This window comes from Streptomyces sp. NPDC044571 (assembly GCF_040647115.1).
In the GTDB taxonomy this organism is placed as follows: Bacteria; Actinomycetota; Actinomycetes; order Streptomycetales; family Streptomycetaceae; genus Streptomyces.
Genome location: NZ_JBEZBN010000039.1, coordinates 1 through 25518, shown reverse-complemented (window position 1 = coordinate 25518; position 25518 = coordinate 1). Strand labels below are relative to the sequence as shown.

The 25518-nt window shown below is 71.2% G+C and carries 18 protein-coding genes; 10 read left to right on the top strand and 8 right to left on the bottom strand.

The window, feature by feature from the left end; all coding sequences use genetic code 11:
* Window positions 1-193 precede the first annotated feature (193 nt).
* Complete coding sequence (locus tag AB0B01_RS21115) at window positions 194-1108, top strand: MerR family transcriptional regulator (RefSeq protein ID WP_361721088.1); 915 nt, start codon at window positions 194-196, stop codon at window positions 1106-1108.
* Between the two features lie 104 nt (window positions 1109-1212).
* Here AB0B01_RS21115 and AB0B01_RS21110 read toward each other — a convergent pair whose 3' ends face one another.
* Window positions 1213-1980 (bottom strand): aquaporin, encoded by a 768-nt coding sequence (locus tag AB0B01_RS21110; RefSeq protein ID WP_361721085.1) that lies wholly within the window; start codon window positions 1978-1980, stop codon window positions 1213-1215.
* A 132-nt stretch (window positions 1981-2112) separates the two neighbouring features.
* Here AB0B01_RS21110 and AB0B01_RS21105 point away from each other — a divergent pair, with 132 nt between their 5' ends.
* From AB0B01_RS21105 to AB0B01_RS21095, 3 genes are all read left to right on the top strand, one after another.
* Complete coding sequence (locus AB0B01_RS21105; RefSeq protein ID WP_361721082.1) at window positions 2113-2652, top strand: RNA 2'-phosphotransferase; 540 nt, start codon at window positions 2113-2115, stop codon at window positions 2650-2652.
* A gap of 139 nt (window positions 2653-2791) precedes the next feature.
* Entirely contained in the window at window positions 2792-4693 is a 1902-nt protein-coding gene (locus AB0B01_RS21100) for an HSP90 family protein (RefSeq protein WP_361721079.1), read from the top strand.
* On the top strand, window positions 4690-7674 hold the full coding sequence (locus tag AB0B01_RS21095; protein WP_361721076.1) for a tetratricopeptide repeat protein: 2985 nt from the start codon (window positions 4690-4692) through the stop codon (window positions 7672-7674). The genes AB0B01_RS21100 and AB0B01_RS21095 overlap by 4 nt, the downstream gene beginning before the upstream one ends.
* Window positions 7675-7749: 75 nt before the next feature.
* Here AB0B01_RS21095 and AB0B01_RS21090 read toward each other — a convergent pair whose 3' ends face one another.
* Window positions 7750-8655, bottom strand: a complete 906-nt coding sequence (locus AB0B01_RS21090; protein WP_361721073.1) for an LLM class flavin-dependent oxidoreductase — start codon at window positions 8653-8655, stop codon at window positions 7750-7752.
* 119 nt (window positions 8656-8774) lie between these two features.
* Here AB0B01_RS21090 and AB0B01_RS21085 point away from each other — a divergent pair, with 119 nt between their 5' ends.
* Complete coding sequence (locus AB0B01_RS21085; RefSeq protein WP_361721070.1) at window positions 8775-9665, top strand: Cof-type HAD-IIB family hydrolase; 891 nt, start codon at window positions 8775-8777, stop codon at window positions 9663-9665.
* Here the strand turns inward: AB0B01_RS21085 and AB0B01_RS21080 are convergent.
* From AB0B01_RS21080 to AB0B01_RS21065, 4 genes are read right to left on the bottom strand one after another with little or no spacing between them, the layout of a single operon-like run.
* Entirely contained in the window at window positions 9662-11407 is a 1746-nt protein-coding gene (locus tag AB0B01_RS21080) for a GAF domain-containing protein (RefSeq protein WP_361721067.1), read from the bottom strand. The two genes, AB0B01_RS21085 and AB0B01_RS21080, sit on opposite strands and share 4 nt — an antisense overlap.
* Window positions 11408-11431: 24 nt before the next feature.
* On the bottom strand, window positions 11432-15022 hold the full coding sequence (gene cydD / locus AB0B01_RS21075; protein ID WP_361721064.1) for a thiol reductant ABC exporter subunit CydD: 3591 nt from the start codon (window positions 15020-15022) through the stop codon (window positions 11432-11434).
* Between the two features lie 45 nt (window positions 15023-15067).
* The gene (cydB, locus tag AB0B01_RS21070) at window positions 15068-16069 is read right to left on the bottom strand and encodes a cytochrome d ubiquinol oxidase subunit II (protein WP_361721061.1); all 1002 of its coding nucleotides are present in this window, start codon (window positions 16067-16069) and stop codon (window positions 15068-15070) included.
* A gap of 18 nt (window positions 16070-16087) precedes the next feature.
* A complete protein-coding gene (locus AB0B01_RS21065; protein ID WP_361721058.1) occupies window positions 16088-17593 on the bottom strand; it encodes a cytochrome ubiquinol oxidase subunit I in 1506 nt (501 codons plus the stop codon).
* Window positions 17594-17782: 189 nt separating this feature from the next.
* Here AB0B01_RS21065 and AB0B01_RS21060 point away from each other — a divergent pair, with 189 nt between their 5' ends.
* Complete coding sequence (locus AB0B01_RS21060) at window positions 17783-18151, top strand: cyclophilin-like fold protein (protein WP_361721055.1); 369 nt, start codon at window positions 17783-17785, stop codon at window positions 18149-18151.
* 66 nt (window positions 18152-18217) lie between these two features.
* Here AB0B01_RS21060 and hisC read toward each other — a convergent pair whose 3' ends face one another.
* Window positions 18218-19297: a histidinol-phosphate transaminase gene (gene hisC / locus AB0B01_RS21055; protein ID WP_361721052.1), complete on the bottom strand. Its 1080-nt coding sequence runs from the start codon at window positions 19295-19297 to the stop codon at window positions 18218-18220.
* Window positions 19298-19658: 361 nt separating this feature from the next.
* Between hisC and AB0B01_RS21050 the strand changes: the two genes are divergently transcribed.
* From AB0B01_RS21050 to AB0B01_RS21040, 3 genes are all read left to right on the top strand, one after another.
* The gene (locus AB0B01_RS21050) at window positions 19659-20774 is read left to right on the top strand and encodes a LacI family DNA-binding transcriptional regulator (protein ID WP_361721049.1); all 1116 of its coding nucleotides are present in this window, start codon (window positions 19659-19661) and stop codon (window positions 20772-20774) included.
* Between the two features lie 215 nt (window positions 20775-20989).
* Window positions 20990-22246, top strand: a complete 1257-nt coding sequence (locus AB0B01_RS21045) for a metallophosphoesterase (RefSeq protein ID WP_361721197.1) — start codon at window positions 20990-20992, stop codon at window positions 22244-22246.
* A gap of 149 nt (window positions 22247-22395) precedes the next feature.
* On the top strand, window positions 22396-23238 hold the full coding sequence (locus AB0B01_RS21040) for a hypothetical protein (protein ID WP_361721046.1): 843 nt from the start codon (window positions 22396-22398) through the stop codon (window positions 23236-23238).
* Window positions 23239-23255: 17 nt separating this feature from the next.
* Here AB0B01_RS21040 and AB0B01_RS21035 read toward each other — a convergent pair whose 3' ends face one another.
* Window positions 23256-24053 (bottom strand): hypothetical protein, encoded by a 798-nt coding sequence (locus AB0B01_RS21035; RefSeq protein WP_361721044.1) that lies wholly within the window; start codon window positions 24051-24053, stop codon window positions 23256-23258.
* 233 nt (window positions 24054-24286) lie between these two features.
* Here AB0B01_RS21035 and AB0B01_RS21030 point away from each other — a divergent pair, with 233 nt between their 5' ends.
* Window positions 24287-25417: a glycosyltransferase gene (locus tag AB0B01_RS21030; RefSeq protein ID WP_361721041.1), complete on the top strand. Its 1131-nt coding sequence runs from the start codon at window positions 24287-24289 to the stop codon at window positions 25415-25417.
* The last annotated feature ends 101 nt before the right edge of the window (window positions 25418-25518 follow it).

Sequence of the window (25518 nt, the reverse complement as noted above, 5' to 3'; positions counted from 1 at the left end):
TCCACGGGCACCTTCGCGGACGCCGGCGCCGAGAGAGCGGCACGGCCATACCGGGCTTCTTCCGGCGGTCGTACCATCCCTCGCAGAAGGGCTCGCTGCTGCGCAGGGGCGGCCGCCTGCCGTGCGGCTTCACCGGCCGCCCCGGGCCGCCGCGGGCGCGGTCGGCCCACCGCCATGTCGTAGGGAGCCCGGATTGTCAGACCAGGCAGGAGCCGAGTACCGGATCGAGGATCTCGCACACCACAGCGGGGCCACGGTGCGCACGATCCGGGCGTACCAGGACCGCGGTCTGCTGCCGAAGCCGGAGCGGCGCGGCCGCTCCAACGTCTACCGGGACACGCATCTGGCGCGCCTGCGCCAGATCGCCGACCTGCTGGACCGCGGCTACACGCTGGCCTCCATCAAGGAGTTGCTGGAGGCCTGGGACGCGGGGCGCGGGCTGGGCGGCGTCCTGGGACTGGTCGCCGAGGTGCACGGGCCGTGGACGGACGAGGAGGCGGCCCGGATCACCCGGGCCGAGCTGAACGAGCGCTTCGGCGGCAGGCCGGACGACGAAGCGGTGGGCGAGGCCTGCGAGCTGGGGGTGCTGGAGCGGATCCCGGGGCGCCCGGACGAGTTCCTGGTGCCGTCGCCGCAGGAGCTGGCCGTGGCAGCGGAGCTGTACGCGGCCGGGGTGCCGCTGGCGGCGATCACCGGCCACCTGCGGGAGCTGCGCGGGCAGGTGGAGCACATAGCCTCGCGGTTCCTGGAGTTCACGACCGAGCATGTCTTCGCCCGCTACCTGGAGCAGGTGCCGCCGACGGACGCCGACGCGGCGGAGGCGGCGACGCTGGTACGGAGACTGCGGCCCCTGGCGCAGCAGACGGTCGATGCCGAGCTGGCGCGGGCGATGCGGCTGTTCGCGACCCGGCACCTGCAGCGGCATCTGGGCGCGGCCGGCGCCCCGCAGCCGTCGGGGCCCGCGGCGGTGGCGCTGCCGGCCGAGACGGTACGCGCGGTGCAGGAGCTGGTCGGCCCCGAGCATGTGGGGGAGTTCGTCCGGGCCGCCACGGAGCGGGAGCTCCAGGCCCGGACGATGAACGAGTTGGCCCGCCGCGGCGGGCGCTAGACCTCGCTCAGTAGTCCACAGGGTAGATCACCCCTTTGCCGTCAAAACCCGTCCAACCGGCTGTGGACAAGCCGGGGCTTCCTGTGGGCAACCCGGTGGACAACTCAACCGATGGCCTCGTACGAGGTGTGCGCGGCAGCGGTGTGACCGGCCGTCACCACCACGGCTCTCGCCCCTTTCGCACCGCGGCGGGCACTGCCGTAGAGGAGGGCGGCGAGGGCGAGACCGACGACCGCACCGAGCAGCTGGGCGGCGACGAACCCGGGCAGCGACTGCGGCGCGATACCGGTGAAGGAGTCGCTGAAGGCGCGCCCGACGGTGCCGGCCGGGTTCGCGAAGGAGCCCGACGAGGTGAACCAGATCGCCGAGGCGATGTACGCGGCGACCGCGGCCGGGATCAGCCGGGGGCGTCCGATGCGCTCCAGGCCCTGGATGACGAGGACGAGTCCGGCGGTGGCGACGACCTCGCCGATGAGCAGGTGGCCGCCGCCGCGGATCTGGGTCGAGAAGCCGCCGGGGAGGCGCCCGAACATGGCTTCGGCGAGGACGGCGCCGCCGATAGCGCCGACGGTCTGGGCGGTGGTGTACACGAGGGCCTCCCGGCCGCCCAGCCCTGCGCCGCCGGTGCGCCGGGCCCACCAGGACGTGAGGGTGACGATGGGGTTGAGGTGGGCTCCGGAGAGAGGGCCGAGCAGGGTGATGATCAGCCCGAGGCCGATGGCGGAGGCGAGCGAGTTGGCGAGGAGGGCGACTCCGGTGTCACGACTGAGGCCCTCGGCCTGGATACCGGAACCGATCACCACCACGAGAAGACCGGCCGTTCCGATGAACTCGGCGACGGCACGGCGCGGCAGGGAAGCGTGGATCGTCATGGGTTCTCCCCCGGGGAAGGCGTTCAGTGGAAAATGTATTCCGCATCTTGGAAAGAAGATAGCGGTCGCCCCGGCTGTTGCCGCCGCGAAAATGCACCGCCCGCAGCCCCTCCCACCCGGCAAGCTGGGGTCATGGACGACAAGCGCACCGTGAAGGTGTCCAAATACGTCTCGAAACACCTGCGCCATCAGCCGGAACGCATCGGACTGGTGCTCGACGACCACGGCTGGGTGGAGATCGACGACCTTCTGGGCGCGGCCGCCGCCCACGGCTTCCCCTTCAGCCGCGCCGAACTCGACCACGTCGTCGCCACCAACGACAAGCAGCGCTTCGCCGTCGAAGGCAGCCGCATCAGGGCCAGCCAGGGCCACACCGTTTCCGTGGACCTGGGGCTCGCGGAGGCCGAGCCGCCGGCGTACCTCTACCACGGCACGGTCGCGGCAGCGCTGGACGCGATCCGCACCGAGGGCCTGCGCCCCATGGCCCGCCACCACGTACACCTCTCCCCCGACCGGGAGACGGCAACCCGCGTCGGTGCGCGGCGCGGACGGCCCGTCGTGCTCGCCGTGGACGCGGCGGCCATGCGCGCCGCCGGGCACGTGTTCCGGATCAGCGCCAACGGAGTGTGGCTGGTGGATGCCGTACCGCCGCAGTTCCTGCGCCTGCGCTGACTGCGGCAGCGGCCCGGAGGCGACGGAATTCGGGGAGAGATTGTCAGATCATCGCCCTACTCTGTTCCTCATTCCGGGATCTGTGAGGGGGGGACCTCGCGATCACCGAACCCTTCACGTGCACGCGAGGTGACGCCCCATGACGTCTGCATCCCCTTCTTCTCCGTCTTCTTCTCCGTCCTCCGCTCCCTCTCCCTCCGGCTCTCCCTCCAGCTTTCAGGTCGATTTGCGCGGCCTCGTCGACCTGCTCTCGCACCACCTCTACTCCAGCCCCCGCGTCTACGTCCGCGAGCTGCTCCAGAACGCCGTCGACGCCGTCACCGCCCGCCAGGCGCTCGACCCGCAGGCGCGAATCCGCATCCGCCTGTCGGCGTCCGGGGGCCGGGTGACCATCGAGGACAGTGGCATAGGCCTGACCGCTGCCGAGGCCCACTCCCTCCTCGCCACCATCGGCCGCAGTTCCAAGCGCGGCGGCGACGGGGGCATCGAGGCCGGCGGCTTGGAGAACACCCGCCGCGAGTTCCTCGGCCAGTTCGGCATCGGCCTGCTCGCCTGCTTCGTCGTGGCCCGGCAGATCCGCGTCATCACCCGCTCCGCCCGCGACCCCCAGGCCACGCCCGTCGAATGGCTGGCCACGGACGACGGCTCGTACACCGTCCGCGAGCTGCCGCACGAGGCGCGCCCCGAGGCCGGCACCACCGTCATCCTGCAGGCCCGCCCGGGAGCCGAGGAGTGGACCGCTCCGGCCAAGGTCGAGCAGCTCGCCCGTGACTACGGTTCCCTGCTCCCCTACGACATCACCTTCGACGAAGGCGAGGGCGGCGAGCCGCGCCCCATCACCGACAGGCCGGCCGTGTGGGACCGCTCCTTCCCGACCCCCGCCGCCCGCCGCGTCGCGCTCGCGGGGCACTGTGCCGAGCTCTTCGGCTTCACCCCGCTCGACAGCATCGACCTCGACCTGCCCGTGGCCGGGGTGCGCGGCGTGGCCTACGTCCTTCCCGAGCCGACCAGTCCCGCCCACCGGGCCGGACACCGCGTCCACCTCAAGGGCATGCTCCTCACCGACCAGGCCGACAACCTGCTGCCCGACTGGGCGTTCTTCGTCCGCGCCGTCCTGGACACCGACACGCTGCGGCCCACCGCCTCCCGCGAGAACCTGTACGACGACGAGACCCTGTCCGCCGTACGGGAGGCCCTCGGCACCCGCATCCGGGCCTGGCTCGGCGAACTCGCAGCGAGCGAACCGGAGCGCCTGGCCGCGTTCCTGAGCGTCCACCACCTCGGTGTGAAGTCGCTGGCCCGGCACGACGCCGAGCTGCTCGGCCTGATGCTCCCCTGGCTGCCGTTCGAGACCAGCGACGGATCGATGAGCCTGCAGGAGTTCACCGCCGCCCACAGCGAGATCCACTTCACACGCACCGTGGAGGAGTTCCGCCAGATCGCCCCGATCGCGGCGGCACACGGCCTCGGCGTCATCAACGCCGGCTACACGTACGACGCCGACCTGCTCGCCCTGCTGCCTGCGGTCCGCCCGGACCTCAAGGTCGCCGAGCTGGACGCGGGTGCCGTCACCGAGCGGCTCGACCCGGTCCCCACCTCCGCCGAACTGGCCTTGGCGCCCTTCCTGTCCACCGCCCGCACCCGCCTGGAGGTGCAGGGCTGCGACGTGGTGCTGCGCGCCTTCCAGCCCGTCTCCGTGCCGGCGCTCTACCTCGACGACCGCCAAGCCCGCCAGGAGCGCGACCGGACCGCCGCCCTGGACAGTGCCGACTCCCTCTGGAGCGGCATCCTCGGCGCCCTCCGCGGCTCGGCGCCGCGCGCCCGCCTCGTGCTCAACCACAACAACCCGCTGATCCGCCGGATCGCGGCACTCCCCGACGAGGCCCTGACCGGCACCGCCGTCGAATCGCTGTACGGCCAGGCCCTGCTGATGTCCCAGCGGCCGCTGCGCCCGGCCGACTCCACCCTGCTCAACCGGGCCTTCCTCGGACTCCTGGAATGGGCGACCCACTCCATCGACTCCACGGAGGGCCACCAGTGACCATGCTGACGCGTGAGCAGATCGAGCAGGGCCTTCACGAGAACCGCCAGACGCCCAACGGGACGGCGCGCAACGCCCACGCCGAGGCCCTGGTCGGCGCGGCGGAGGCGAGCGGTGACCAGGCGCTGTTCCGCGAAGCTCTGGACAACCTGATCAACTCCTACCTCTACAGCTCCGAGTCGCCGAAGATGCTGGTGCCGTTCGCCCGGCTGCTCCAGGAGTACGACAAGGACCCCGGCGCCTTCTCCGAATGGGAGGCCCATTCGCTGTTCTGGGAGTTCAAGTGGGTGGCCTCGGCCATCACGGACTCCCCCGAGATCCCGCTGGAATCCGCCGCCGGCTGGCTGGACGAGATGGAGCGCCGCTACCGGATCGCGGGCTACAGCGAGCGGCCGGTACGCAAGGCCGAACTGTGGCTCGCCGACGCCATCGGCGACGACGAGCGGGCCGAGCGGGCGCTGGCCGCCTGGCTGGCCGCCGACCGCGACGACATGAGCGACTGCCACGCCTGCGAACTCAACGGGCAGGGCCAGTACGCGGTCCTGCGCGGCGACGATGCCCGGGCCCTGGAGATGTGGCAGCCCGTGCTCTCGGGCGAGCGGACCTGCGCCGAGGAGCCGCACCGGCTGCTCGGCACCTCCCTGCTGCCGCTGCTGCGGCTCGGCCGGTACGACGAGGCCCGCTCGAACCACCTGCGCGGCTACCGCATGGCCCGGGGCAACGAGAGCCTGCTGCCGACGATCGGCAGGCACATCGAGTTCTGCGCGCTGAGCGGCAACGAATCGCGCGGCCTGGAGATCCTCGCCGAGCACGCCGCCCACCTGCACCCGCTCGCCAACGCAGACGACCAGCGGGCCTTCCACGGCGGGATCCTCGTCCTGCTGCGCCGGCTCCGGGAACTGGGGCACGGCCAGAGCCCGGCCGTCCCGTACGAGGGCGTCCCGCACACGGTCTCCGAGCTGTACGAGGTGCTGCGCGCGAGCTCCCTCGACATCGCGCGGCGGTTCGACGCGCGCAACGGCACCACCCGCGTGTCGGACCGGCTGCTCGCCCGGATCGGGCGGGAGCCGCTGGTGGACGTGCTCCCCCTGGGCGTGCGCAGCTCGGCCCTGCCGCAGGCGGAGCCGGCTTCGGCCGTGCGCCCGGGGGCGGACGCCCTGCCGGCTCCGGACACCGGGGACGGTTTCGCGGGGCTGGTGGAGCGGGCCCGGCAGGCACGCGACCGAGGGCATCCGGGGGCGGACGCCCTGTGGACCGAGGTCGCCGCACGGCTGGACGGGCAGCCGGAGGGCGACATGGATCCCCTGGTCGCCGCGGACGTGGCGGACCACCGGGCCCTGACCGCCGCGCGCGCGGGAGCCGCGGACGCGGCCGAGCTACTGGCAGCGGTCCGCGACGGATACCGGGCGCTCGGTCAGGCGGAGCGCGCCGCACTGGCGGAACTGCGGCTGGCGACCCTGGCCGCGCAGTCCGGGGCGGCTCCGGAGCGGATGCGCGAGCTGCTGCGGGTGGCCCGGCGGTCCGCGGAGGCGCTGGATGCGGGCGAGCCGCTGCGCGAGCGCCGTATCGCGCTCGCCGAACTGACCTCGCTGCGGGTGGAGTCATACCTGCGCTCGGTGGAAAGTACCGAGGAGCACGACCACCACGGCCACGGCCACGGCCACGGCCACGATGAGCTTGCGGCCGAGCTCACCGGCTTCGTCGCCGCATACGGGGGGACCCTGCCGGACCTGGCCGCGGAGGCCGAGGAAATGCTGGGCCGGATCGGCCTGGCGCAGGGTGATCCCGAACGGGCCGTACCGCTGCTGGCGGCGGCAGCGGCGCGGGCGGCGGCCGCCGGCCGGCCATGGCAGGCGGTGGATCCGCTGGTACTGCGGGCCGGCGTCCTGCTGTCCCTGGGCCGGCCCGAGGAAGCCCTGGAGGCGGCGCGTTCCGCGCTGGAGTACTCGGAGGAGGTCGTCGATGCCGAGGCCCAAGCCGTCGTACGGCTCACCCTCGCGGACATCCTGCTGCGCCGGCCCGACACGGCACAGGAGGCGGACGAGCACGCGCTGGGCGCGGCGCACTGGTTCGACCAGGCCGGCCTGAGCGGCGACGGCGGAGCCCAGGCACGGCTGCTGCTGGCCCGCGCCCATGCGCGCAAGGGTCGCACCGCCGATGCGGCGGAAGTACTGCAGTCGACGCTGCCCGACCTGCTGGAGCACGGTGAGGGACAGGCCGTGGCCGCACGGGAGTTCCTCGGGGATCTCCTTCAGGAACTCGGCGACCCGCGGGCGGCGGCGGAGCAGTACCTGCTGGCGGCCGACGTGACCCAGGGCTGGGACGACCCGCGTCCACAGGCGAGCCTCGCCCAGTCGGCCGCCGACCAGCTCTCCGCGGCGCAGCTGCCCCAGGAAGCCGTCGCCGCGTACGAGAGGTCCCTGGAGCTGCACCGGATCAGCGGGGACGCGCCCGTCGCCGAGGTGCGGATCCTGCGTTCCCTGGCCTGGCTCGACCTGCGCGAAAAGGTCGACGACGCCTCGGTCGCACGGGCGCGGACCCGGATGCAGGAGGCGGCGGCCGTACTGGACGCCGCGCTGGCCGCCGCCCCGCAACGCCGGGATCTGCGTTCCGAGCTCGCTCAGACCTGGCAGCAGTTGGCGCAGGTGCTCGACCGGTGGGTGACCACGTACGAGCAGGACGAGGACGGTGAAGGTTCCGCCGAGCGGCCCGGTGCGGCGCAGATCGAGGCCCTGAGGCTGGAGGAGGTCGCTCTGTCCGAGCGCGCGGCCGGCATCTACGCGGAACTCGGACCGGACCATCTGGGAGACCGGTTGCACTGCGTGCAGTACGCGGCGTGGACCGAGCAGGAGTTGGGCCGCGAAGAAGCGGGCGCCGCCCGGATGTCGGCGCTGATCGACGAACTGCGGGCCCTGCCCGGGGGAGCCCCGGAAACCCTCCTGGAGCGTGCGCAGTACGTGCTGGACCGGCTGAGCTCCTGATCTCCGCGCTGCCCTGCCGATGTCCCTGCCGCCCGAAAGCGGCAGGGGCATCGGTATGACGCCCGGGGAACCGGATCAGCCGGCCAGCTGCGCCAGGCCGTCGGTGGCGATCTTCTCGAAGACGTTCTCGTCGCCAGCGAAAACGGAGTCCGGGATCGGAGCGTGGATCACCAGCTCGCTGAAGCCCAGCTCCTGGTGGCGGCCCGCGAAGTCGACGAAGGCGTCCACGGACTCCAGCAGGGTGTTGCGTTCCGGAGTGAAACCGGTCAGCAGGATCTTTTCCATCGCCTCCGGACTGCGGCCGATCTCGGCGAAGGCCTGGTCCAGCTTGGCGAGCTGCCCGCGCAGGGCTTCCATCGACTGCTCGGGGGTGCCCTCCTCGAACAGCTTCGGGTCGCCGGTCGTCACCCAGGCCTGGCCGTGGGCGGCGGCGAGCCTCAGGCCGCGCGGCCCGGTTGCGGCGACCGCGAACGGCAGCCGCGGCCGCTGCACGCAGCCAGGGATGTTGCGGGCCTCGTCAGCGGAATAGAAGGTGCCCCGCTCGCTGACCGCCGGCTCGGTCAGCAGCCGGTCCAGCAGCGGCACGAACTCGGCGAAGCGATCGGCGCGCTCCCGCGGCGTCCAGGAATCCTGACCCATGGCTGTCGCATCGAACCCGTTGCCGCCGGCGCCGATGCCGAGCGTGACCCGCCCGCCGGAGATGTCGTCCAGGCTCATGAGCTCCTTGGCCAGGGTCACCGGGTGCCGGAAGTTCGGCGAGGTCACCAGCGTGCCCAGACGCATCCGTTCCGTAGCCGCGGCCGCGGCGGTCAGCGTCGGGATCGCGCCAAACCAGGGGAGGTCACGGAAGGAGCGCCAGGACAGGTGGTCGTAGGTGTAGGCGGTGTGAAACCCAAGCCCCTCGGCTCGCACCCACTGGTCCCGGCCCCCCTCACGCCACGGGCGTACGGGGAGGATCACAGTGCTCAGACGCAGACTCATGCGTTCGAGACTACGGCTCCATCAATGTTTCACGTGAAACATCGGTGCGTCTCGTTTCACGTGAAACATCGCCAACGGGGGCACGGCCGGTACCGGGTCTGGTCGGGTGTCGCGGTGCCATGGGCGAAGATGGAGCCGTGACCTCGGCTCCCCAGCGCCCGGACGGGCCCACCCCCACTCCCCGGCTCATCGCCACCGATCTCGACGGCACCCTGCTGCGCGACGACAAGTCCGTGTCGCTGCGCACGGTCGCCGCGCTGGCTGCCGCCGAGGAGGCCGGGATCGAGGTGTTCTTCGTCACCGGCCGCCCGGCCCGTTGGATGGACGTGGTCAGCGATCACGTCCACGGCCACGGACTGGCGATCTGCGCGAACGGCGCCGCAGTGGTCGATCTCCACGCGGGCCGCGAGTTCGTCGAGGTCAGGGCGCTCGCCCGAGCCACTGCCCTCACGGTCGTGGAGACCCTGCGGGCCGCCGCGCCCGGGACCTCCTTCGCGGTCGAGACGACCACCGGAATCAACTACGAGCCGCTCTACCCGCCCTTCTTCCTGGATCCGGGCGCGCAGGTGGCGGCCGCCGAGAAGCTGCTGGAGCAGGACGCGGACGACAAGGCAGCGCCGGTCCTCAAGCTGCTCGCGCACCACACGGAGCTCACACCCGACGACTTCCTGGCTCTGGCACGCTCCGCCGCGGGTGCGTACGCGTCGATCACCCGCTCCAGCCCCACCGCCCTCCTGGAGATCAGCGGACTCGGCGTCTCCAAGGCCAGCACCCTCGCGCTGTGCTGCGCCGAGCGCGGCATCAGCCCGGCCGAGGTCGTCGCCTTTGGAGACATGCCGAACGACGTGGAGATGCTCCGCTGGGCGGGCACCTCGTATGCGATGGGCAATGCCCACCCGGATGTGATCGCAGCCGCGTCGGGCCGCACGGTCGCCAACAACGAAGACGGCGTCGCCGTCGTGATCGAGCGCATCCTCGCCGAACGCACCACCCACCGGATAGAGCCCTAGGCCTGCAGCGGGGCCTCCCAGACCAGGGTGGTCCCGCCGCCGTCCTCGGCGATTCCGGGGCCGTACGAGCTGGCACCGCCCAGCGACTCGGCCCGTCTGCGCAGATTGCGCAGCCCGCTGCGCCGTCCGCCCTCCGTGATGCCCACGCCGTCGTCCGCGACCTCCAGCCGCACCCCGGGCCGCCCGTCCGCCAATGTGACCGTGCAGTCGATGACCACCTCGATCCGGGACGCGTCCGCGTGCCGGAACGCGTTCGACAGGGCCTCGCGCAGCGCGGCGATCAGGTTCTTGCCGACCAGTTCACCGACGACGGTGTCGAGGGGGCCGAGGAAACGGTGTGCGGGCTTGAAGCCGAGCGGTACCGCAGCCATGTTGATCTCCCGCAGTACCCGGGTGCGCAGTCCCGCGGGGGCCTCCGCCGGGCCCTGCTGGAGGGCGAAGATAGCCGTGCGGATCTCCTGGATCGTCACGTCCAGCTCGTCCACGGCCTTGCCCACTCCGTCGCGCACCTCGGGCACGACGGACCGGCGCTGAGCGCCCTCCAGCATCATCCCCGTCGCGAACAACCGCTGGATGACCAGGTCGTGCAGGTCGCGGGCGATCCGGTCGCGGTCCTCGAACACGGCGAGCCTCTCCCGGTCGCGCTGCGCCTCGGCCATCATCAGCGCGAGTGCCGCCTGAGAGGCGAACTGTGTGGCCAGGGTGCGTTCCGCCTCGCTGAACGGCCTCTCGCCGAGGGCGCGGGGGGTGACGAGCGCGCCGAGCACCCGTCCACCGCTGTGCAGCGGCAGCATCATGCACGGCCCGTACGGGCTGGTCAGCCTGCTGATCATGCGTGGGTCGGACGATGCGTCGGTCACGAAGACCGGCTCGCCTTGGAGCAGCTTGGCCACCACTGGGCTCTCGGCCGGGATCACCACGCCGAGCGAGGTCGCCGGGTCGTCCGCCGAGACGGCGACGATCTCCATCCCGCCCTCCTCGGCCGGCAGCATCACAATGCCGGCGGCGGAGTCGGCCAGGTGGCGGGCCTGCTCGGCCACCACGACGAGGGCGTCGTCCGCGTCGCCTCCCGACAGGAGGGCAGTGGTGACGGCCACCGAACCGTCGATCCAGCGCTCCCGCTGGGTGGCCGCCTCGTACAGTCGGGCGTTGCCGATGGCGATCCCGGCCTCGGTGGCCAGGACCCGGACCATATGGACGTCGTAGTCGTTGAACTCGCCGCCGCCGTTCTTCTCGGCGAGGTAGAGATTGCCGAAGATCTCCCCCTGCACCCGAATCGGAACACCGAGGAAGGTGCTCATGGGCGGGTGGTGCGGGGGGAAGCCGGCCGAGCGCGGATCCTTGGTCAGATCGGCGAGGCGCACGGTGTCGGGATGGGAGATCAGGGCCCCGAGCAGGCCGCGTTTGCCGTCCGGCCGGTGCCCGATCTCCTGCGCCACTTCGGCACTGACCCCGAAGGTCACGAAGTCGGAGAGGCCCTGGCCCTCGGTGTCGACGACGCCGATCGCCGCATAGCGGGCGTCGGCGAGTTCGGCCGCGGTCTCGCAGATGCGGTCCAGTGTGGAGTGCAGTTCCAGACCGGTGCCGACCGAGCGCATGGCCTCCAGCAATTGCGGCACGCGGGCCGTGAGCTCGGTGGACAGCCCGTACAGGCTCCGCGTTGCCCGCGTGGCGGCCTCCAGCGGGTCCGGCTGTGTTCCGGGTGAGGCGTCCGGCGGTTCCTGCGACTCCTGCAGCGACATGACCTTGAGAGTAGTTAGTCCCTTTTACCGGGGAAAGTCAGCCGGTACCCGCTCGGCCCGCCGTTCCCGCTCCACCCACCTGCGCAGGGGACCTTCGGCCGCGGCGAGTTCGGCGTAGGGCCCGCGCTGCACGACCGCTCCGCGGTCCAGCACGAGAACCTCGTCGACGGCTTCCAGACCCGCCAGACGGTGGGTGATCAGGACCGTCGTACGTCCCTCGGTCGCTGCCAGCAGGTCCGCCGTCAGGGCATCCGCGGTCGCCAGGTCCACGTGCTCGGCCGGCTCGTCCAGGACGAGGACGGGGAAATCGGCGACCAGGGCCCGGGCCAGTGCCAGGCGTTGCCGCTGGCCCCCCGAGATCCGCTCACCGTGTTCGCCGACGAGGGTGTCGAGCCCGTCGGGCAGGCCGTCCACCCACTCCAGCAGCCGGGCGGCGGCCAGTGCTCCTCGCAGTTCCTCTTCGCTGGCCCCCGGACGGGCCAGCCGCAGGTTCTCGCGCACCGAGCTGTCGAAGAGGTGCGCGTCCTGCGCGCACAGGCCCACGATGCGGCGTACGTCGTCGCTGTCGAGCGTGCGCGCGTCGGTCCCGGCCAGGGTGTACGAGCCTTCGGCGGGGTCCAGGAAGCGCAGCAGGACCTGGGCCAGAGTGGTCTTGCCCGCCCCCGAGGCACCGACGACGGCGATGCGCCGCCCCGCCTCCAGGGTCAGGTCCAGTCCGCACAGCGCGTCGCGCTCCTGTCCCGGATGGCGGGCGGAGAGCCGCGTCAGCACCAACGGGAAGGGGGAGGCGGGGAGGGTGGCCGGCTGTTCCGGTTCGGTGACCGGGGCGGGAGCGTCGATGACCTCGTAGAGCCGCTCGGCGCTGCGGCGCACCCGCTGGCGGTACTGCACGGCCTGCGGAAGCCCGGCCACCGCCTCGAAGGCGGCGAGCGGGGTCAGCACCGCCACCGCCATGGCCACCCTGGACAACCGTCCGTCCTGCACGGCGCTCGCGGCGAAGCCGGCCGCGAGCACCACGGTCAGCCCGCACACCAGGGCGGAGAGCCCGCTCCCGAGCCCGGTGGCCGCCGCCCCCCGGGCAGCGATCGCGGTCAGCGTCCGGTCGCTCTCCTTCGCGGCCGCCCTGCGTCCCTCCAGAGCACCGGCCACGGTCAGCTCAGCCGTCCCGGTCAGCAGGTCTGCCACCCGGGTGGCCAGTTCGCCCCGGGCAGGCGCCAACCGCCGCTCCGCCCTCCGGGAACATGCACCACTGACCAGCGGCACCCCGACCCCGGCGACAAGCAGGCCGACGGCGAGCACCGTCCCCGCCTCGGGCAGCAGCCAGGCGGTGAACGCGACCGAGCCGGTGCCGACGAGTACTGCGGTGCCGAACGGCAGCAGCCAGCGCAGCCAGTAATCCTGGAGGGCGTCGGCATCGGCCACCAGCCGGGCCAGCAGATCCCCGCGCCGCTGCTCCCTCAGCCCGGCCGGAGCAATGCGCTCCAATCGCCGGAACACCGATACGCGCAGGTCGGCGAGCATCCGCAGCACGGCGTCGTGGGAAACGAGCCGCTCCGCATACCGGAAGACGGCCCGCCCGATCCCGAAGGTCCGCGTCGCGGTGACGGCCATCATCAGGTAGAGCACCGGCGGTTGTTCGGAGGCCCGTGAGATGAGCCATCCGGAGACGGCCATCAGCCCGACGCTGCAGCCCATCGCGAGTGCCCCGAGCAACAGGCCGAGCCGGAACCGCCCCTGCCACGCCCTGGCGAGCTCCCTGACCCGGCGGAGCGGATCGCCGCCGCGTGCGTGAGCCCAGGCACCCTCGACGACCGCGGCCGCCGCGGGTGCCGGTGCCTCCACTTCGGCAGGCGCGCCGGAGGCCGGTGCACCCGAGGCCGGAACAGCGGGGGCCGGGACAGCGGGAGTGGGGCTGGCGGGGGCCGGCGCAGCCTCCTGCCGGGCCGGCGCCGGGCGGGGGAGAGCTCCGGCGGGCCCCACCTCGACTACCCGGTCCGCCACGGCGAGCAGCGCCGGCCGGTGCACCACCAGCAGCACGGTCCGTCCGACGGCCAGTCGGCGGACCGCGTCCACCACGGCGGCCTCGCTCTCGCCGTCCAGAGCCGCGGTCGGCTCGTCCAGCAGCAGCACCGGCCGGTCCGCCAGGAACGCCCGCGCCAAGGCCAGCCGCTGGCGCTGGCCGGCCGACAGCCCGGCCCCGCCTTCACCGAGCCTCGTGTCGACCCGCTGCGGCAAGCCGCTCACGAACTCCCAGGCACCGGCGTCCTTGAGCGCCTGCACCACGGCTTCGTCGCGGGCCCCCACACTGGCGAGGCGTACGTTCTCCGCGATCGTCCCGGCGAAGAGGTGCGGGCGCTGCGGCACCCACGCGATCCGCTCCCGCCACTGCGCCGACGACAGTTCGGCCAGGTCCGTGCCCGCGACCCGCACCCGCCCGGCGGTCGGGGTCACAAACCCCAGCAGCACCTGGAGCAGAGTGGTCTTCCCCGCCCCGCTCGGCCCCGTGAGCGCCACGCACTCCCCCGGCTCGACGACGAGCGAAACCGGTCCGGGGGAGTCCTCGTCCCGTCCCTCGTAGCGGACGGCGACCCCGTCGATCTCGATCCGGAGCCCCTGCGCCGGCACGGGCGCGACACCGCCCGCCCTGGTGTCCGGCGTCTCCAGCACGGCGAAGATCTCCTCCGCGGCGGCGAGCCCTTCGGCGGCCGCGTGGTACTGGGCGCCGACCTGGCGCAACGGCAGGTACGCCTCGGGCGCCAGGATCAGGATGACCAGCCCGGTGTAGAGGTCCAGCTCCCCGTGCACCAGCCGCATGCCGATGGTCACGGCCACCAGTGCCACGGACAGCGTCGCCAGCAGCTCCAGGGCGAAAGAAGAGAGGAACGCGATGCGCAGGGTCCGCATCGTCGCCTGCCGGTAGTCGTCGGTGATCCGGCGGATCGAGGCAGCCTGCGCCTTGGCCCGTCCGAAGACCTTCAGCGTCGGCAACCCGGCAACCACGTCCAGGAAGTGCCCCGAGAGCCGTGACAGCAGCCGCCACTGGCGGTCCATCCGAGACTGGGTGGCCATGCCGATCAGCACCATGAACAGGGGGATGAGCGGCAAGGTGACCACGATGATGGCCGCCGAGAGCCAGTCCTCGGTGACGATCCGGGCCAGCACCGCCGCCGGGACGACCACTGCGAGCCCGAGTTGGGGCAGATAGCGGGCGAAGTAGTCGTCCAGGGCGTCCACCCCCCGGGTGGCCAGCGCCACCAGAGATCCCGTGCGCTGACCGCTGAGCCAGCCCGGCCCCAGCTCCGCGGCCCGGTCGAGCAGCCGCGCCCGCAGCTGCGACTTGACCGCCGCCCCGGCGCGGTGGGCGGCCAGCTCGGTGAGCCAGGCGAGCAGGGCCCGCCCGAGTGCCACGGCTGCGAGCAGCAGCAGTGGTGTCCGCAGCGCCTGCCCGTCCAGCCCGTTCTCGAAGGCACCGACCACGATCTCGGCGATGAGCATCGCCTGACCGACGACCAGCCCCGCCCCGGCAAGTCCCAGAGCCACCACGGCGCCCAGGAAGAGGCGGGTGGTGCGGGCGTACCGGAGCAGACGCGGGTCGATCGGTTTCACGTGAAACATCCCTCGGGACGGGGGGTCAGGCAGGTCTGGCCGCAGGGTCGGGGATCAGTGCGCATCAGCGATGTGCTGCGTACCGATCCGCTTGCGGAACACCCAGTAGGTCCATCCCTGGTAGAGCAGCACGAGGGGCGTCGCCACGGCCGCGCACCAGGTCATGATCTTCAGGGTGTACGGGCTGGACGAGGCATTGGTGACCGTCAGGTTCCAGGCGTCGTCCAGGGAGGACGGCATGACGTTCGGGAAGAGCGTCAGGAAGAGCATCGCGACGGCCGCCGCGATGGTGATCCCCGAGAAGGCGAAGGACCATCCCTCGCGCCCGGCCAGGTTCGCAGCCAGGGCGGCCACCAGCGCCAGTACGGCGACGATCGCCGCGATCAGGCTCCAGCCGCCTCCGCGCGAGACCTGGGTCCACCCGAGGAAGCCGAGTGCCAGCGCGGCGGTGACCACGCCCAGCTGGGTGGCCAGCGCACGCGAGCGGTCCCGGACCTCCCCGACGGTCTTGAGCGAGACGAAGACCGCGCCGTGGAAGGTGAACAGGGTGAGGGTGACCAAACCGCCGAGCAGCGAGTAGCCGTTGAGCAGGTCGAGGAAGGTCCCGACGTACTCCTTGTGCTCGTCGATCTTCACCCCGCGCACGATGTTGGCGAAGGCCACGCCCCACAGGAACGCGGGGATCAGCGAGGTCCAGAAGATCGCGTGTTCCCAGTTGGTCTGCCAGCGCTCCTCGTCCCGCTTGTGGCGGTATTCGAAGGCGACGCCGCGGACGATCAGGCAGATCAGGATGATCAGCAGGGGCAGGTAGAAGCCGGAGAAGAGCGTGGCGTACCACTCGGGGAAGGCGGCGAAGGTCGCCCCGCCCGCCGTGAGCAGCCACACCTCGTTGCCGTCCCACACGGGCCCGATCGTGTTGATCAGGACCCGCTTCTCGGTGCGGTCGCGGGCGAGGAGCTTGGTCAGTACGCCGACCCCGAAGTCGAAGCCCTCCAGGAAGAAGTAGCCGGTCCACAGGACGGCGATGAGGACGAACCAGACGTCGTGAAGTTGCATGGTGTGATCTCCCCAGCCTCAGTACGAGAAGGCCATCGGCCGGTCGGAGGTGTCGTTCCCGCCGATCTTGGTGGGCGGGTTGAGGTCGGCCTCGGTGAGCTCGGGCGGCCCGGCCTTGACGTACTTGACCAGCAGCCTGACCTCGATGACGGCGAGCACGGCGTAGAGCAGAGTGAAGCCGATCATCGAAGTGAGAACTTCGCCCGGGGAGACGCCGGGGGAGACCGCGTCCCGGGTGCGCAGGACGCCGTAGACGACCCACGGCTGGCGGCCCATCTCGGTGAAGATCCAACCCCAGGAGTTGGCGATCAGCGGGAACGCCATGGTCCAGAGCGCCACGACCCAGTACCAGCCGGCGAACCGGGGACTGAGCACCTTGGTCTTGAACAGCACCAGGTTCGGCACCTCGTCCTCACCGGTCCGCAGGCCCGGCGGCAGCATGAACTTCTTCCGGGTCAGCCACAGCCCCAGCACTCCGACTCCGAGGGAGGCCATACCGAAGCCGATCATCCAGCGGAAGCCCCAGTACGCGACCGGGATGTTGGGCCGGTAGTCGCCCGGGCCGAACTTCTCCTGCTCCGCCTTGTTGACGTCGTTGATGCCCGGGACGAACGAGGAGAAGTCGTCGTTGGCCAGGAAGGACAGCACGCCGGGGATCTCGATGGCCACCTTGTTGTGGCCCTTCTCCACGTCGCCGTAGGCGAAGACGGAGAAGGGCGCGGGCGCCTCGCCGTCCCACAGCGCCTCGGCGGCGGCCATCTTCATCGGCTGCTGCTTGAACATCACCTTGCCGAGCAGGTCGCCGCTGATGGCGGTGGCCATGCCGGCGATGATCAGCGTGATCAGGCCGAGCCGCAGCGAGGTCCGCATCACGGAGATGTGGCGCTTGCGCGCCAGGTGGAAGGCCGAGATGCCGACCATGAACGCGCCGCCGACCAGGAAGGCCGCCGTAATGGTGTGGAAGAACTGGGTGAGCGCGGTGTTCTGCGTGAGCACCAGCCAGAAGTCGGTGAGCTCGGCCCGGCCCCGCTCTTCGTTGATCCGGTAGCCGACCGGGTGCTGCATCCAGGAGTTCGCCGCGAGGATGAAGTACGCGGAAAGGACGGTGCCCATCGAGACCATCCATATGCAGGCCAGGTGGATCTTCTTCGGCAGCTTGTCCCAGCCGAAGATCCACAGGCCGATGAAGGTGGACTCGAAGAAGAAGGCGATCAGCGCCTCGAAGGCCAGCGGGGCACCGAAGATGTCACCGACGAACCGCGAGTAGGCCGACCAGTTCATGCCGAACTGGAACTCCTGGACGATGCCGGTGACCACGCCCATGGCGATGTTGATCAGGAACAGCTTGCCCCAGAACTTGGTGGCCTTGAGGTACTTCTCCTTCTCGGTCCTCACCCAGGCGGTCTGCAGGCCGGCGGTCAGCGCGGCCAGCGAGATCGTGAGGGGAACGAAGAGAAAGTGGTAGACGGTGGTGATGCCGAACTGCCAGCGCGCCAATGTCTCAGGCGCCAAAGCCAGGTCCACGTCGTCTTCTCCTTGTCGTCGCCGTGGTCACAGCGGGCAGACTGCCTGGCGGGTTCCCCCATATGCGGAGGAAGCAGGACACGCTTGTGAACGCGTTCACATTCACAAGCATTATGGCGCACCGCCTTCCGGACCTTTCAGGCGGGGTACCCCCTAGCCAACCAATTCAACAGATTGTTGAATACGGCCATGCAGATACGAATCTCCTGGCCCGCGGGCCAGCTCACCGCCACCCTCGACGACACGCCCACGGCCAAGGCCCTGGGGAACGCCCTTCCGATCTCCGCGTCCGCGAACACCTGGGGCGAGGAGGTCTACTTCGACACCGGCGTCTCCATGGCGCTGGAGGCCGACGCCCGACAGGTCGTCGACCCCGGCACGGTCGCGTTCTGGACCGAGGGCGACGCGCTCGCGCTGCCCTACGGCCCCACACCCATCTCGCGCGGAGGCGAGAGCCGCTTGGCGAGCCCGTGCAACGTGCTCGGCTCGTTCGACGGCGACCCCCGCCTGCTGTCCACCGTCCGCGACGGCGACCCGATCCGCGTGGAGCTCGTCTGACCACCCCTTCCGGGGGGCCGGCTCCCCGAGCTCCTTCGTCGGAGCTCGTTCGTCGGAGCTCCTTGGTCACAGCTCCTTGAAGAACGCCTCCGCCGTGTGCAGGAAGACGTCATTCGCCTCGGGCTCACCGATCGTGACCCGCAGGCCCTCGCCGGGGAACGGCCGGACCACCACACCGGCCTTCTCGCAGGCCGCCGCGAAGTCGGCGGTCCGCTCCCCCAGCCGCATCCACACGAAGTTCGCCTGGGTCACCGGCACCGTCCAGCCTTGCCCGACCAGCCCGTCGTAGACCCGCTGCCGCTCGCACACCAGCGAGCCGACCCGGCCCAGCAGCTCGTCCTCGGCGCGCAGCGAGGCGACCGCCGCGTCCTGGGCGAGCTGGCTCACGCCGAACGGCACCGCGGTCTTGCGCAGCGCAGCCGCCACGGGCTCGTGCGCGATCGCGAAGCCGACACGCAGTCCGGCCAGTCCGTACGCCTTGGAGAAGGTGCGCAGCACCGCGACGTTCGGGCGCTTCCGGTAGATCTCGATGCCGTCCGGGACCTCGGGGTCGCGGATGAACTCCTTGTAGGCCTCGTCCAGGACCACCAGGACGTCCGAGGGGACGCGGTCCAGGAAGCGCTCCAGCTCCGCCCGGCGCACGACGGTGCCGGTGGGGTTGTTGGGGTTGCAGACGAAGATCAGCCGGGTCCGCTCGGTGATCGCGGCCGCCATCGCGTCCAGGTCGTGCACGTCACCATCGGTCAGCGGCACCGGCACGGCCGTCGCACCGGAGATCTGGGTGATGATCGGGTACGCCTCGAAGGACCGCCAGGCGTAGATGACCTCGTCGCCCGGTCCTGCCGTCGACTGGATCAGCGACTGGGCCACGCCGACCGAGCCGGTGCCCGTGGCGATGTGCTCGACCGGCACCCCGAACCGCTCGGCGAGCTCGTTCACCAGGCCGGTGCAGGCCATGTCGGGGTAGCGGTTGAACTGGCCGGCTGCCGCGACCGCGCTCTCCAGCACCCCGGGCAGCGGCGGGTACGGGTTCTCGTTGGAGGAGAGCTTGTACGCAACGGGACCGCCCGCGGCAGCGGGCTTCCCGGGCTTGTAGGTGGGAATGCCGTCCAGCTCGGCGCGCAGCTTCGGGCTCTTCTCGCTCACCGCAGGTCCTCCTAGACCGTCCCGTACGACGTCGCCGTCGACTCAATACTGCTTACCTTATGAAGATTCCGGCCTGACGAAAATGGAGGCGCCTGGAATGCGAGGGAGCGCACGCATATATGCATGCGCTGGTGGCCCGCGCCGTGGCGCGCATCCCTCGTACAGGTGAGTTGAGACCGTCCCGAGACCATGCCGCTTTGGCATGCCCGTACCCGCGAACAAACGACCTGATCACTATCAGTGCTCAAATGCCTTGTATTCCAAGGTCATTGTGGGTGGCGAACCGTGCGGAAACGTGCCTGTCAACGCGTGCATATGCATCCGGACCACCCCACCCCCCGAGCCCTACTATCGGTTCGCCATGACAGCAGCAGGGAAGCATCAGGTGAGCCGGACCGAGACCACCCGGCGGGCCGCCGGCCGACAGGGCCGCGCCGGCATCCGGGACGTGGCCGCTGCGGCGGGCGTCTCGATCACAACCGTCTCCGACGCGCTCAATGGCAAGGGACGGCTGCCCGACGCCACCCGCCGCCACGTTCGCGAGGTCGCCGACCGGCTGGGCTACCGCCCCTCCGCCGCCGCCCGCACCCTCCGTACCGGCAAGTCGGGGCTCATCGGCCTGACCGTGACGACGTACGGGGATGAACCTTTCACCTTCACCGAATTCGCGTACTTCGCCGAGATGGCGCGGGCCGCCACCTCCGCCGCGCTCGCCCGCGGCTACGCCCTCGTCATCCTCCCCGCCACCTCCCGGCACGACGTGTGGTCCAACGTCGCCCTCGACGGCACCGTCGTCATCGATCCCTCCGACCACGATCCCGTCGTCACCGAACTGGTCCGCCAGGGCCTCCCCGTCGTCTCCGACGGCCGCCCGGCCGGCTCCCTGCCCATCACCGCGTGGGTCGACAACGACCACGAGGCCGCCGTACTCAACCTGCTCGACCACCTCGCCGCCGCCGGTGCCCGCCGGATCGGGCTGCTGACCGGCACCAGCACCGACACCTACACCCGGCTCTCCACCACCGCCTACCTCAACTGGTGCGAGCGCGTCGGCCAGGACCCCGTCTACGAGTCCTACCCCGCCCACGACCCGTGCGCCGGGGCCGTCGCCGCCGACCGGCTGCTCGCCCGCCCGGACCGGCCCGACGCCGTCTACGGTCTCTTCGACCCCAACGGCACCGACCTGCTCGCCGCTGCCCGGCGCTACGGGCTGCGCGTACCCGAGGACCTGCTACTCGTGTGCTGCAGCGAGTCCACGGTGTACGCCAACACCGAACCGCCGATCACCACCCTCTCCCTGAAGCCGCGCCGCATCGGCACCGCCGTCGTGCAGCTGCTCATCGACGCGATCGAGGGCGTCGACACCGGGCGGCCGGTCGAGCAGGTGGTCCCGACCGAGCTCATCGTCCGCACGTCCTCGCAGCGCCGGCAGCCTCGTACGACCGTCAGTCCGCCCCGGTCACCGGCGCAGGATTGACCGGCTTTCCGCCACATCTGCGGGGTCGGCGGCCCCGCCGAGGATTTCAGCAACACCGAAATCGGGAGAAAGCAGCAGGAACGATCGGTTCCGCCCAGGATTCACCACCCCTGGTGCGTCACACAGCGCGAACCGCATTCCTATGATGGGCGCACGACATCACGGACCCTCCGCCCCGGAGGCAGGAGGGTCCGCAGGTGTACGGCAGCGCGACGGTGGTGGAGGGGTCGATGACTCAGGGGGCCGGTCAGGGACCCGCGATGCGGACGGAGACGCTGCGGGACTTCCGGGTGCCGGTCACCGAGCCCGCCCCGTACGGCGTGCCCGCCGGGCTTCCCGACGAGGCTCCCGTCTACGGCGAGTACCCCGCGTACTACGAGGAGGGCGCGCCCGCCGCGCCCCCGCAGCCCTCGAACCCCCCGCAGCCCTCCGGACCGCCCGGGCACCAGGGCCACCCCGGCCACCAGGCAGCCCAGGCGCCCCAGCCCCCTCAGGAGCAGGCCGGCCAGGCACCCGAGGAGGACGACCCCGAGGGCTACACGCCCACCCAGCGCGACCTGCCGATCATCACGCGCGGGGGAATGGGCGGCCCCGGGGACACCGTCCAGGTCCAGTACGTGCCCCAGGAGGCCCAGCCCTCCTCCGGCCCCGGACCGCTCTACGTCGTGGGCGACGTCCACGGCTACCTCGACGAACTCGTCACCGAACTCCAGGCCCAGGGCCTCATCGACGCCGACCACCACTGGTCGGCCGGCAACGCCCGCATCTGGTTCCTCGGCGACTTCACCGACCGCGGCCCCGACGGCATCGGCGTCATCGACCTCGTCATGCGGCTCTCCGCCGAGGCCGCGGCGGCCGGCGGCTACTGCAAGGCGCTCATGGGCAACCACGAGCTGCTACTCATCGGCGCCAAGCGGTTCGGCGACACCCCCGTCGCCTCGGGCGCGGGCACCGCCACCTTCCAGGCGGCCTGGCTGCTCAACGGCGGCCAGCGCACCGACATGGAGCGCCTGGAGGACGTACACCTGCAGTGGATGTCACGGCTGGACGCGGCCGTGCTGGTGGACGGGCACCTGCTGCTGCACTCCGACACCACCGCCTACCTCGACTACGGGGACTCCATCGAGGACGTCAACGACACCATCCACGAGCTGCTCAACCGCAACGACGCCGACATCACCTGGGACCTGTTCCGCAAGTTCACCAAGCGCTTCGCCTTCCGCGACGAGGAGACGGGCCCGCAGGCCGTGCGCGAGCTGCTGGGCACCTACGGCGGCGGACGCATCGTGCACGGGCACAGCCCCATCCCGTACCTGCTCGGCGAGGTGGGTACCGAGGACGGCGACGATTCCCGCGGCCCGGAGGCGGTGGACGGACCCCATGTGTACGCCGACGGCCTCGCCATCGCGATGGACGGCGGGGTCACGATGGCGGGCAAGCTGCTGGTCGTGCAACTGCCGCTGGCTGCCTGAGGGTTGTCAGAAGCGGGGTAATTCGGGAAAGCCCCTGTCACGGCGTGGCATGGTCGCTCTACCATCGCTCTATCCGTAGCAGGCTCTCCTCCGTTTGTGCCGGCGCCTCGTTCTACGCGGGCATACCGGCCTCCACGGAGCATCGGGGGATGCACATGAACAGCGCTCCGCACCTGCTGACCGAAGACCGACCGGAGTTCGATCGGCTCCTCGACGAGGCGCTGCGCACCGCGCACGACCGGCCCGAACTCGCCGCTCTAGGCGAACGGCTGAACGCCGAACAACTGCGCACCATGGCCCTCGGGGCCAGCGCACTACTGACGGCCGCGGCCGCGGCCGAGTACGACCACTACGTGAAAGTCCGCGGGGAACGGCGCGACGAGATCCTCTCCACACCGGGCTCCACGGGGAGCCGAGGACCGGGTGGCCTCGCCGAGGAGGACGCGGAAGGAGACGGCGACGGGGCGGGGATCAGCGCCGTGGTCGCGGTGCTCGCACCGCTCCTGGCAGGTGCCGCCATGCTGATCTTCCTGCTGGTCGGCTACACGCTGAAGATGGTCGAACCTGAGCCGGCCTTCGCCGACACGATGCTGAGGGCGGGCTGGCTGTTCGGCGCACTGACCGTGGTGACGCTGCTGTTCGCCGTGATCGCCCTGCTGGTGACGGCCCTGCGCAACCGGGCGACGGAGGTGGTGGCCGAAGCCCGGACCGCAGCGATACCCGACGACGTCGCGCTGGCCCGTGAGGCATGGCGCCACGCCCTGCTGGAGCGGGGCATCATGCCGTTCCTGCGGGATGCGCTGGCCGACCCGAGCACGGGGCCGGTGTATCCGCCGCCCCGTACGCCAGGGGCCGGGCGCATCCCCAACCTGGGATACACCCGGCCCGACTTCACCAGTCCGGGCTCCCCCTCACAGGGGCCCCGGCCCGGTTACACGCCTCCGGATTTCACCGGCCCGGACTTCAGCGGTCCGGGGCACGGACCACAGTGACGGTGGCCTTCGGCACGCTAGTTGGTCTCGTACGGCCGCAGGTTCATGTCTTCCTTGGTCAGCTCCCGGTTGGCGAACCGGGCCAGACCATTGTCTCCCTCGGTGGGCTGGGGGTTCGCCGCAGCCCAGACCTCGGTGCAGATGAGGGCATCCGGGGTGCCGGGGTCGATGGTGCACGGGGTCTCGAAGATCTCACCACCCGTGGTCAGGACCTCGACGTGGACGTTGACGCCCTGGGCGGTGACCGACACGGCGCACGCGTCGTCCGGGTAGGTGTCCCCGGTGTCGGTCAGGTCGTACCAGCGCCAGGGAGTGGGCACGTTCGCCGTGAAGTCGCGGATTCCCGCGTAGGTGATGCCGTCGGAGAGCACCGCCTTGACCTCACGGGAGGCGGCGGGCCGGACGGCGTCCACGTCGAAGCACTGGCCGCTGGCACCCGGAGTACCCTGCGCACCGGTCGGACCGGTCGGGCCGGTGGCACCCGTCGCACCGGCCGGGCCCGTCGGACCGGTGGGACCCGTCGGACCGGTGAAGCCCCGCGGGCCCCGCGGGCCGGTCGGGCCCTTGCACCGGTCGCCGCCGGTGACCTGACCGGTCTTCCCCGGGCTGCCGGCCTTCTTCGTGTCGCGCGGGCCGCAGTGGTCCCCGTCGTCCGAAGTCACCGTCGTCCCCGTCGGCTGCGGAGCCCCGGCGGCAGCGGGAGCCGCGATGCTCGCCAGCACCAGCGCCACCGAGGCGAACGTGCCACCGGCCAGCCAGCCGGCCCGTCGGGGCAACGGCCCCAGGATCGATCGGGCCCTGTCCTCAGAACTCATGTACCGCTCCTCGCGCACAGCGAATCGAATGGGTCTGCGGAGCCCGGACATGGAGCCGGACCCTGCGAGTCATCCTGAGGAGGCCTTCCACGAAGAGCGCTGCGGCTCGCCCGCGTGTCAGCGGAACGGCCCATGGGGCACCCCCACTTGGCGGTGCCCCAAAGGGCCACCCGAGTCCGCGCCGCGGCGAGCCGCCTCCGCCCCGACCCGCCCCGTCCCTAGGGTCAGCGGCCGTGAAGCCGACCATTTGCCTCTGCATGATCGTGAAGAACGAGTCCGCCGTCATCGAACGCTGCCTCGACTCGGTGCGGGATCTCATCGACACCTGGGTCATCTCCGACACCGGGTCCACGGACGGCACCCAGCAGCTGATCCGCAACAGCCTGGAGGGAATCCCCGGCGAACTCCACGAGGAGCCCTGGGTCAACTTCGGACACAACCGCAGCCTCAACGTGGGGCACGCCCGGGGTAAGGCCGACTACCTGCTGCTCCTCGACGCCGACCTCGTCCTGCGCCGCAACGGCCCGCTGCCCCCGCTGACGGCGCAGTCCTACATGCTGCGCCACGAGGGGATGACGGAATACCGCATCAAGCGCCTGGTCCGCGGCGACCTTCCCTGGCGGTACGAGGGTGTCACCCACGAGTACCTCACGTGCGACCGTCCCGACGAGTACGACACACGCCCCGGCATCCAGGAGAACCTCGACGCCCTTGTGATCGAGGACCACGCAGACGGCGGCTCCCGTCACGACAAGTTCGAACGCGACGCCCGCCTCCTGGGCGCCGAATTCCAACGGGACCCCTCCAACACCCGGACCGTCTTCTACCTCGCCCAGACGATGCGTGACATGGGCGACGCCCCGGCGGCGATCCGGCTCTACGAGCGGCGGGCGGCGATGGGCGGCTGGGAAGAAGAGGTCTACTTCGCCCTGCTCCAGGTCGGAATCCTGAGCGCGGAGTCGGGCGACTGGCCGTCCGCGATGGACGCCTTCACCCGCGCCTGGGAAGCCCGCCCCACCCGCCTGGAGGCCTGCTACGAGCTCGCCTCACGGCTGCGTCTGCTGGGCCGGCACCACGCGGCGCATGCGGTGACCGCAGCCGTGCTGGACCGCCCGGCTCCTACGGACCTGCTCTTCGTCCAGCCCTGGGTCTACCGCTGGGGCCTGCTCTTCGAGCACTCGATCACCGCCTACTGGGTCGGTGACATGGAGACATCGCTGCACATGTGCGACCGGCTACTGGCCCTGCCCGACCTGCCGGAGTCCTACCGTCGGCAGACGGAGACCAACCGGGGCTTCGCCGCAGCCCGGCTCGGCCCGACCGTCCCTGTTTCACGTGAAACATCGCACCCCGCATCGGTCTGACCGCAGCACTTCAGGCCGGAGCGCTGCACCCGGGGGAGCCCGGTAGAACCCCCGGGGGGGCGAGGGGCGCGCACGGACCGGGCCGCAGCCGTGGGGTAAGT

Coding starts and splice junctions, on each gene's coding strand:
- AB0B01_RS21110 (WP_361721085.1), bottom strand. CDS start 1,980: ATGACGATCCACGCTTCCCTGCCGCGCCGTGCCGTCGCCGAGTTCATC.
- AB0B01_RS21105 (WP_361721082.1), top strand. CDS start 2,113: ATGGACGACAAGCGCACCGTGAAGGTGTCCAAATACGTCTCGAAACAC.
- AB0B01_RS21100 (WP_361721079.1), top strand. CDS start 2,792: ATGACGTCTGCATCCCCTTCTTCTCCGTCTTCTTCTCCGTCCTCCGCT.
- AB0B01_RS21090 (WP_361721073.1), bottom strand. CDS start 8,655: ATGAGTCTGCGTCTGAGCACTGTGATCCTCCCCGTACGCCCGTGGCGT.
- AB0B01_RS21085 (WP_361721070.1), top strand. CDS start 8,775: ATGGGCGAAGATGGAGCCGTGACCTCGGCTCCCCAGCGCCCGGACGGG.
- AB0B01_RS21080 (WP_361721067.1), bottom strand. CDS start 11,407: ATGTCGCTGCAGGAGTCGCAGGAACCGCCGGACGCCTCACCCGGAACA.
- cydD (WP_361721064.1), bottom strand. CDS start 15,022: ATGTTTCACGTGAAACCGATCGACCCGCGTCTGCTCCGGTACGCCCGC.
- cydB (WP_361721061.1), bottom strand. CDS start 16,069: ATGCAACTTCACGACGTCTGGTTCGTCCTCATCGCCGTCCTGTGGACC.
- AB0B01_RS21060 (WP_361721055.1), top strand. CDS start 17,783: ATGCAGATACGAATCTCCTGGCCCGCGGGCCAGCTCACCGCCACCCTC.
- AB0B01_RS21050 (WP_361721049.1), top strand. CDS start 19,659: ATGACAGCAGCAGGGAAGCATCAGGTGAGCCGGACCGAGACCACCCGG.
- AB0B01_RS21040 (WP_361721046.1), top strand. CDS start 22,396: ATGCACATGAACAGCGCTCCGCACCTGCTGACCGAAGACCGACCGGAG.
- AB0B01_RS21035 (WP_361721044.1), bottom strand. CDS start 24,053: ATGAGTTCTGAGGACAGGGCCCGATCGATCCTGGGGCCGTTGCCCCGA.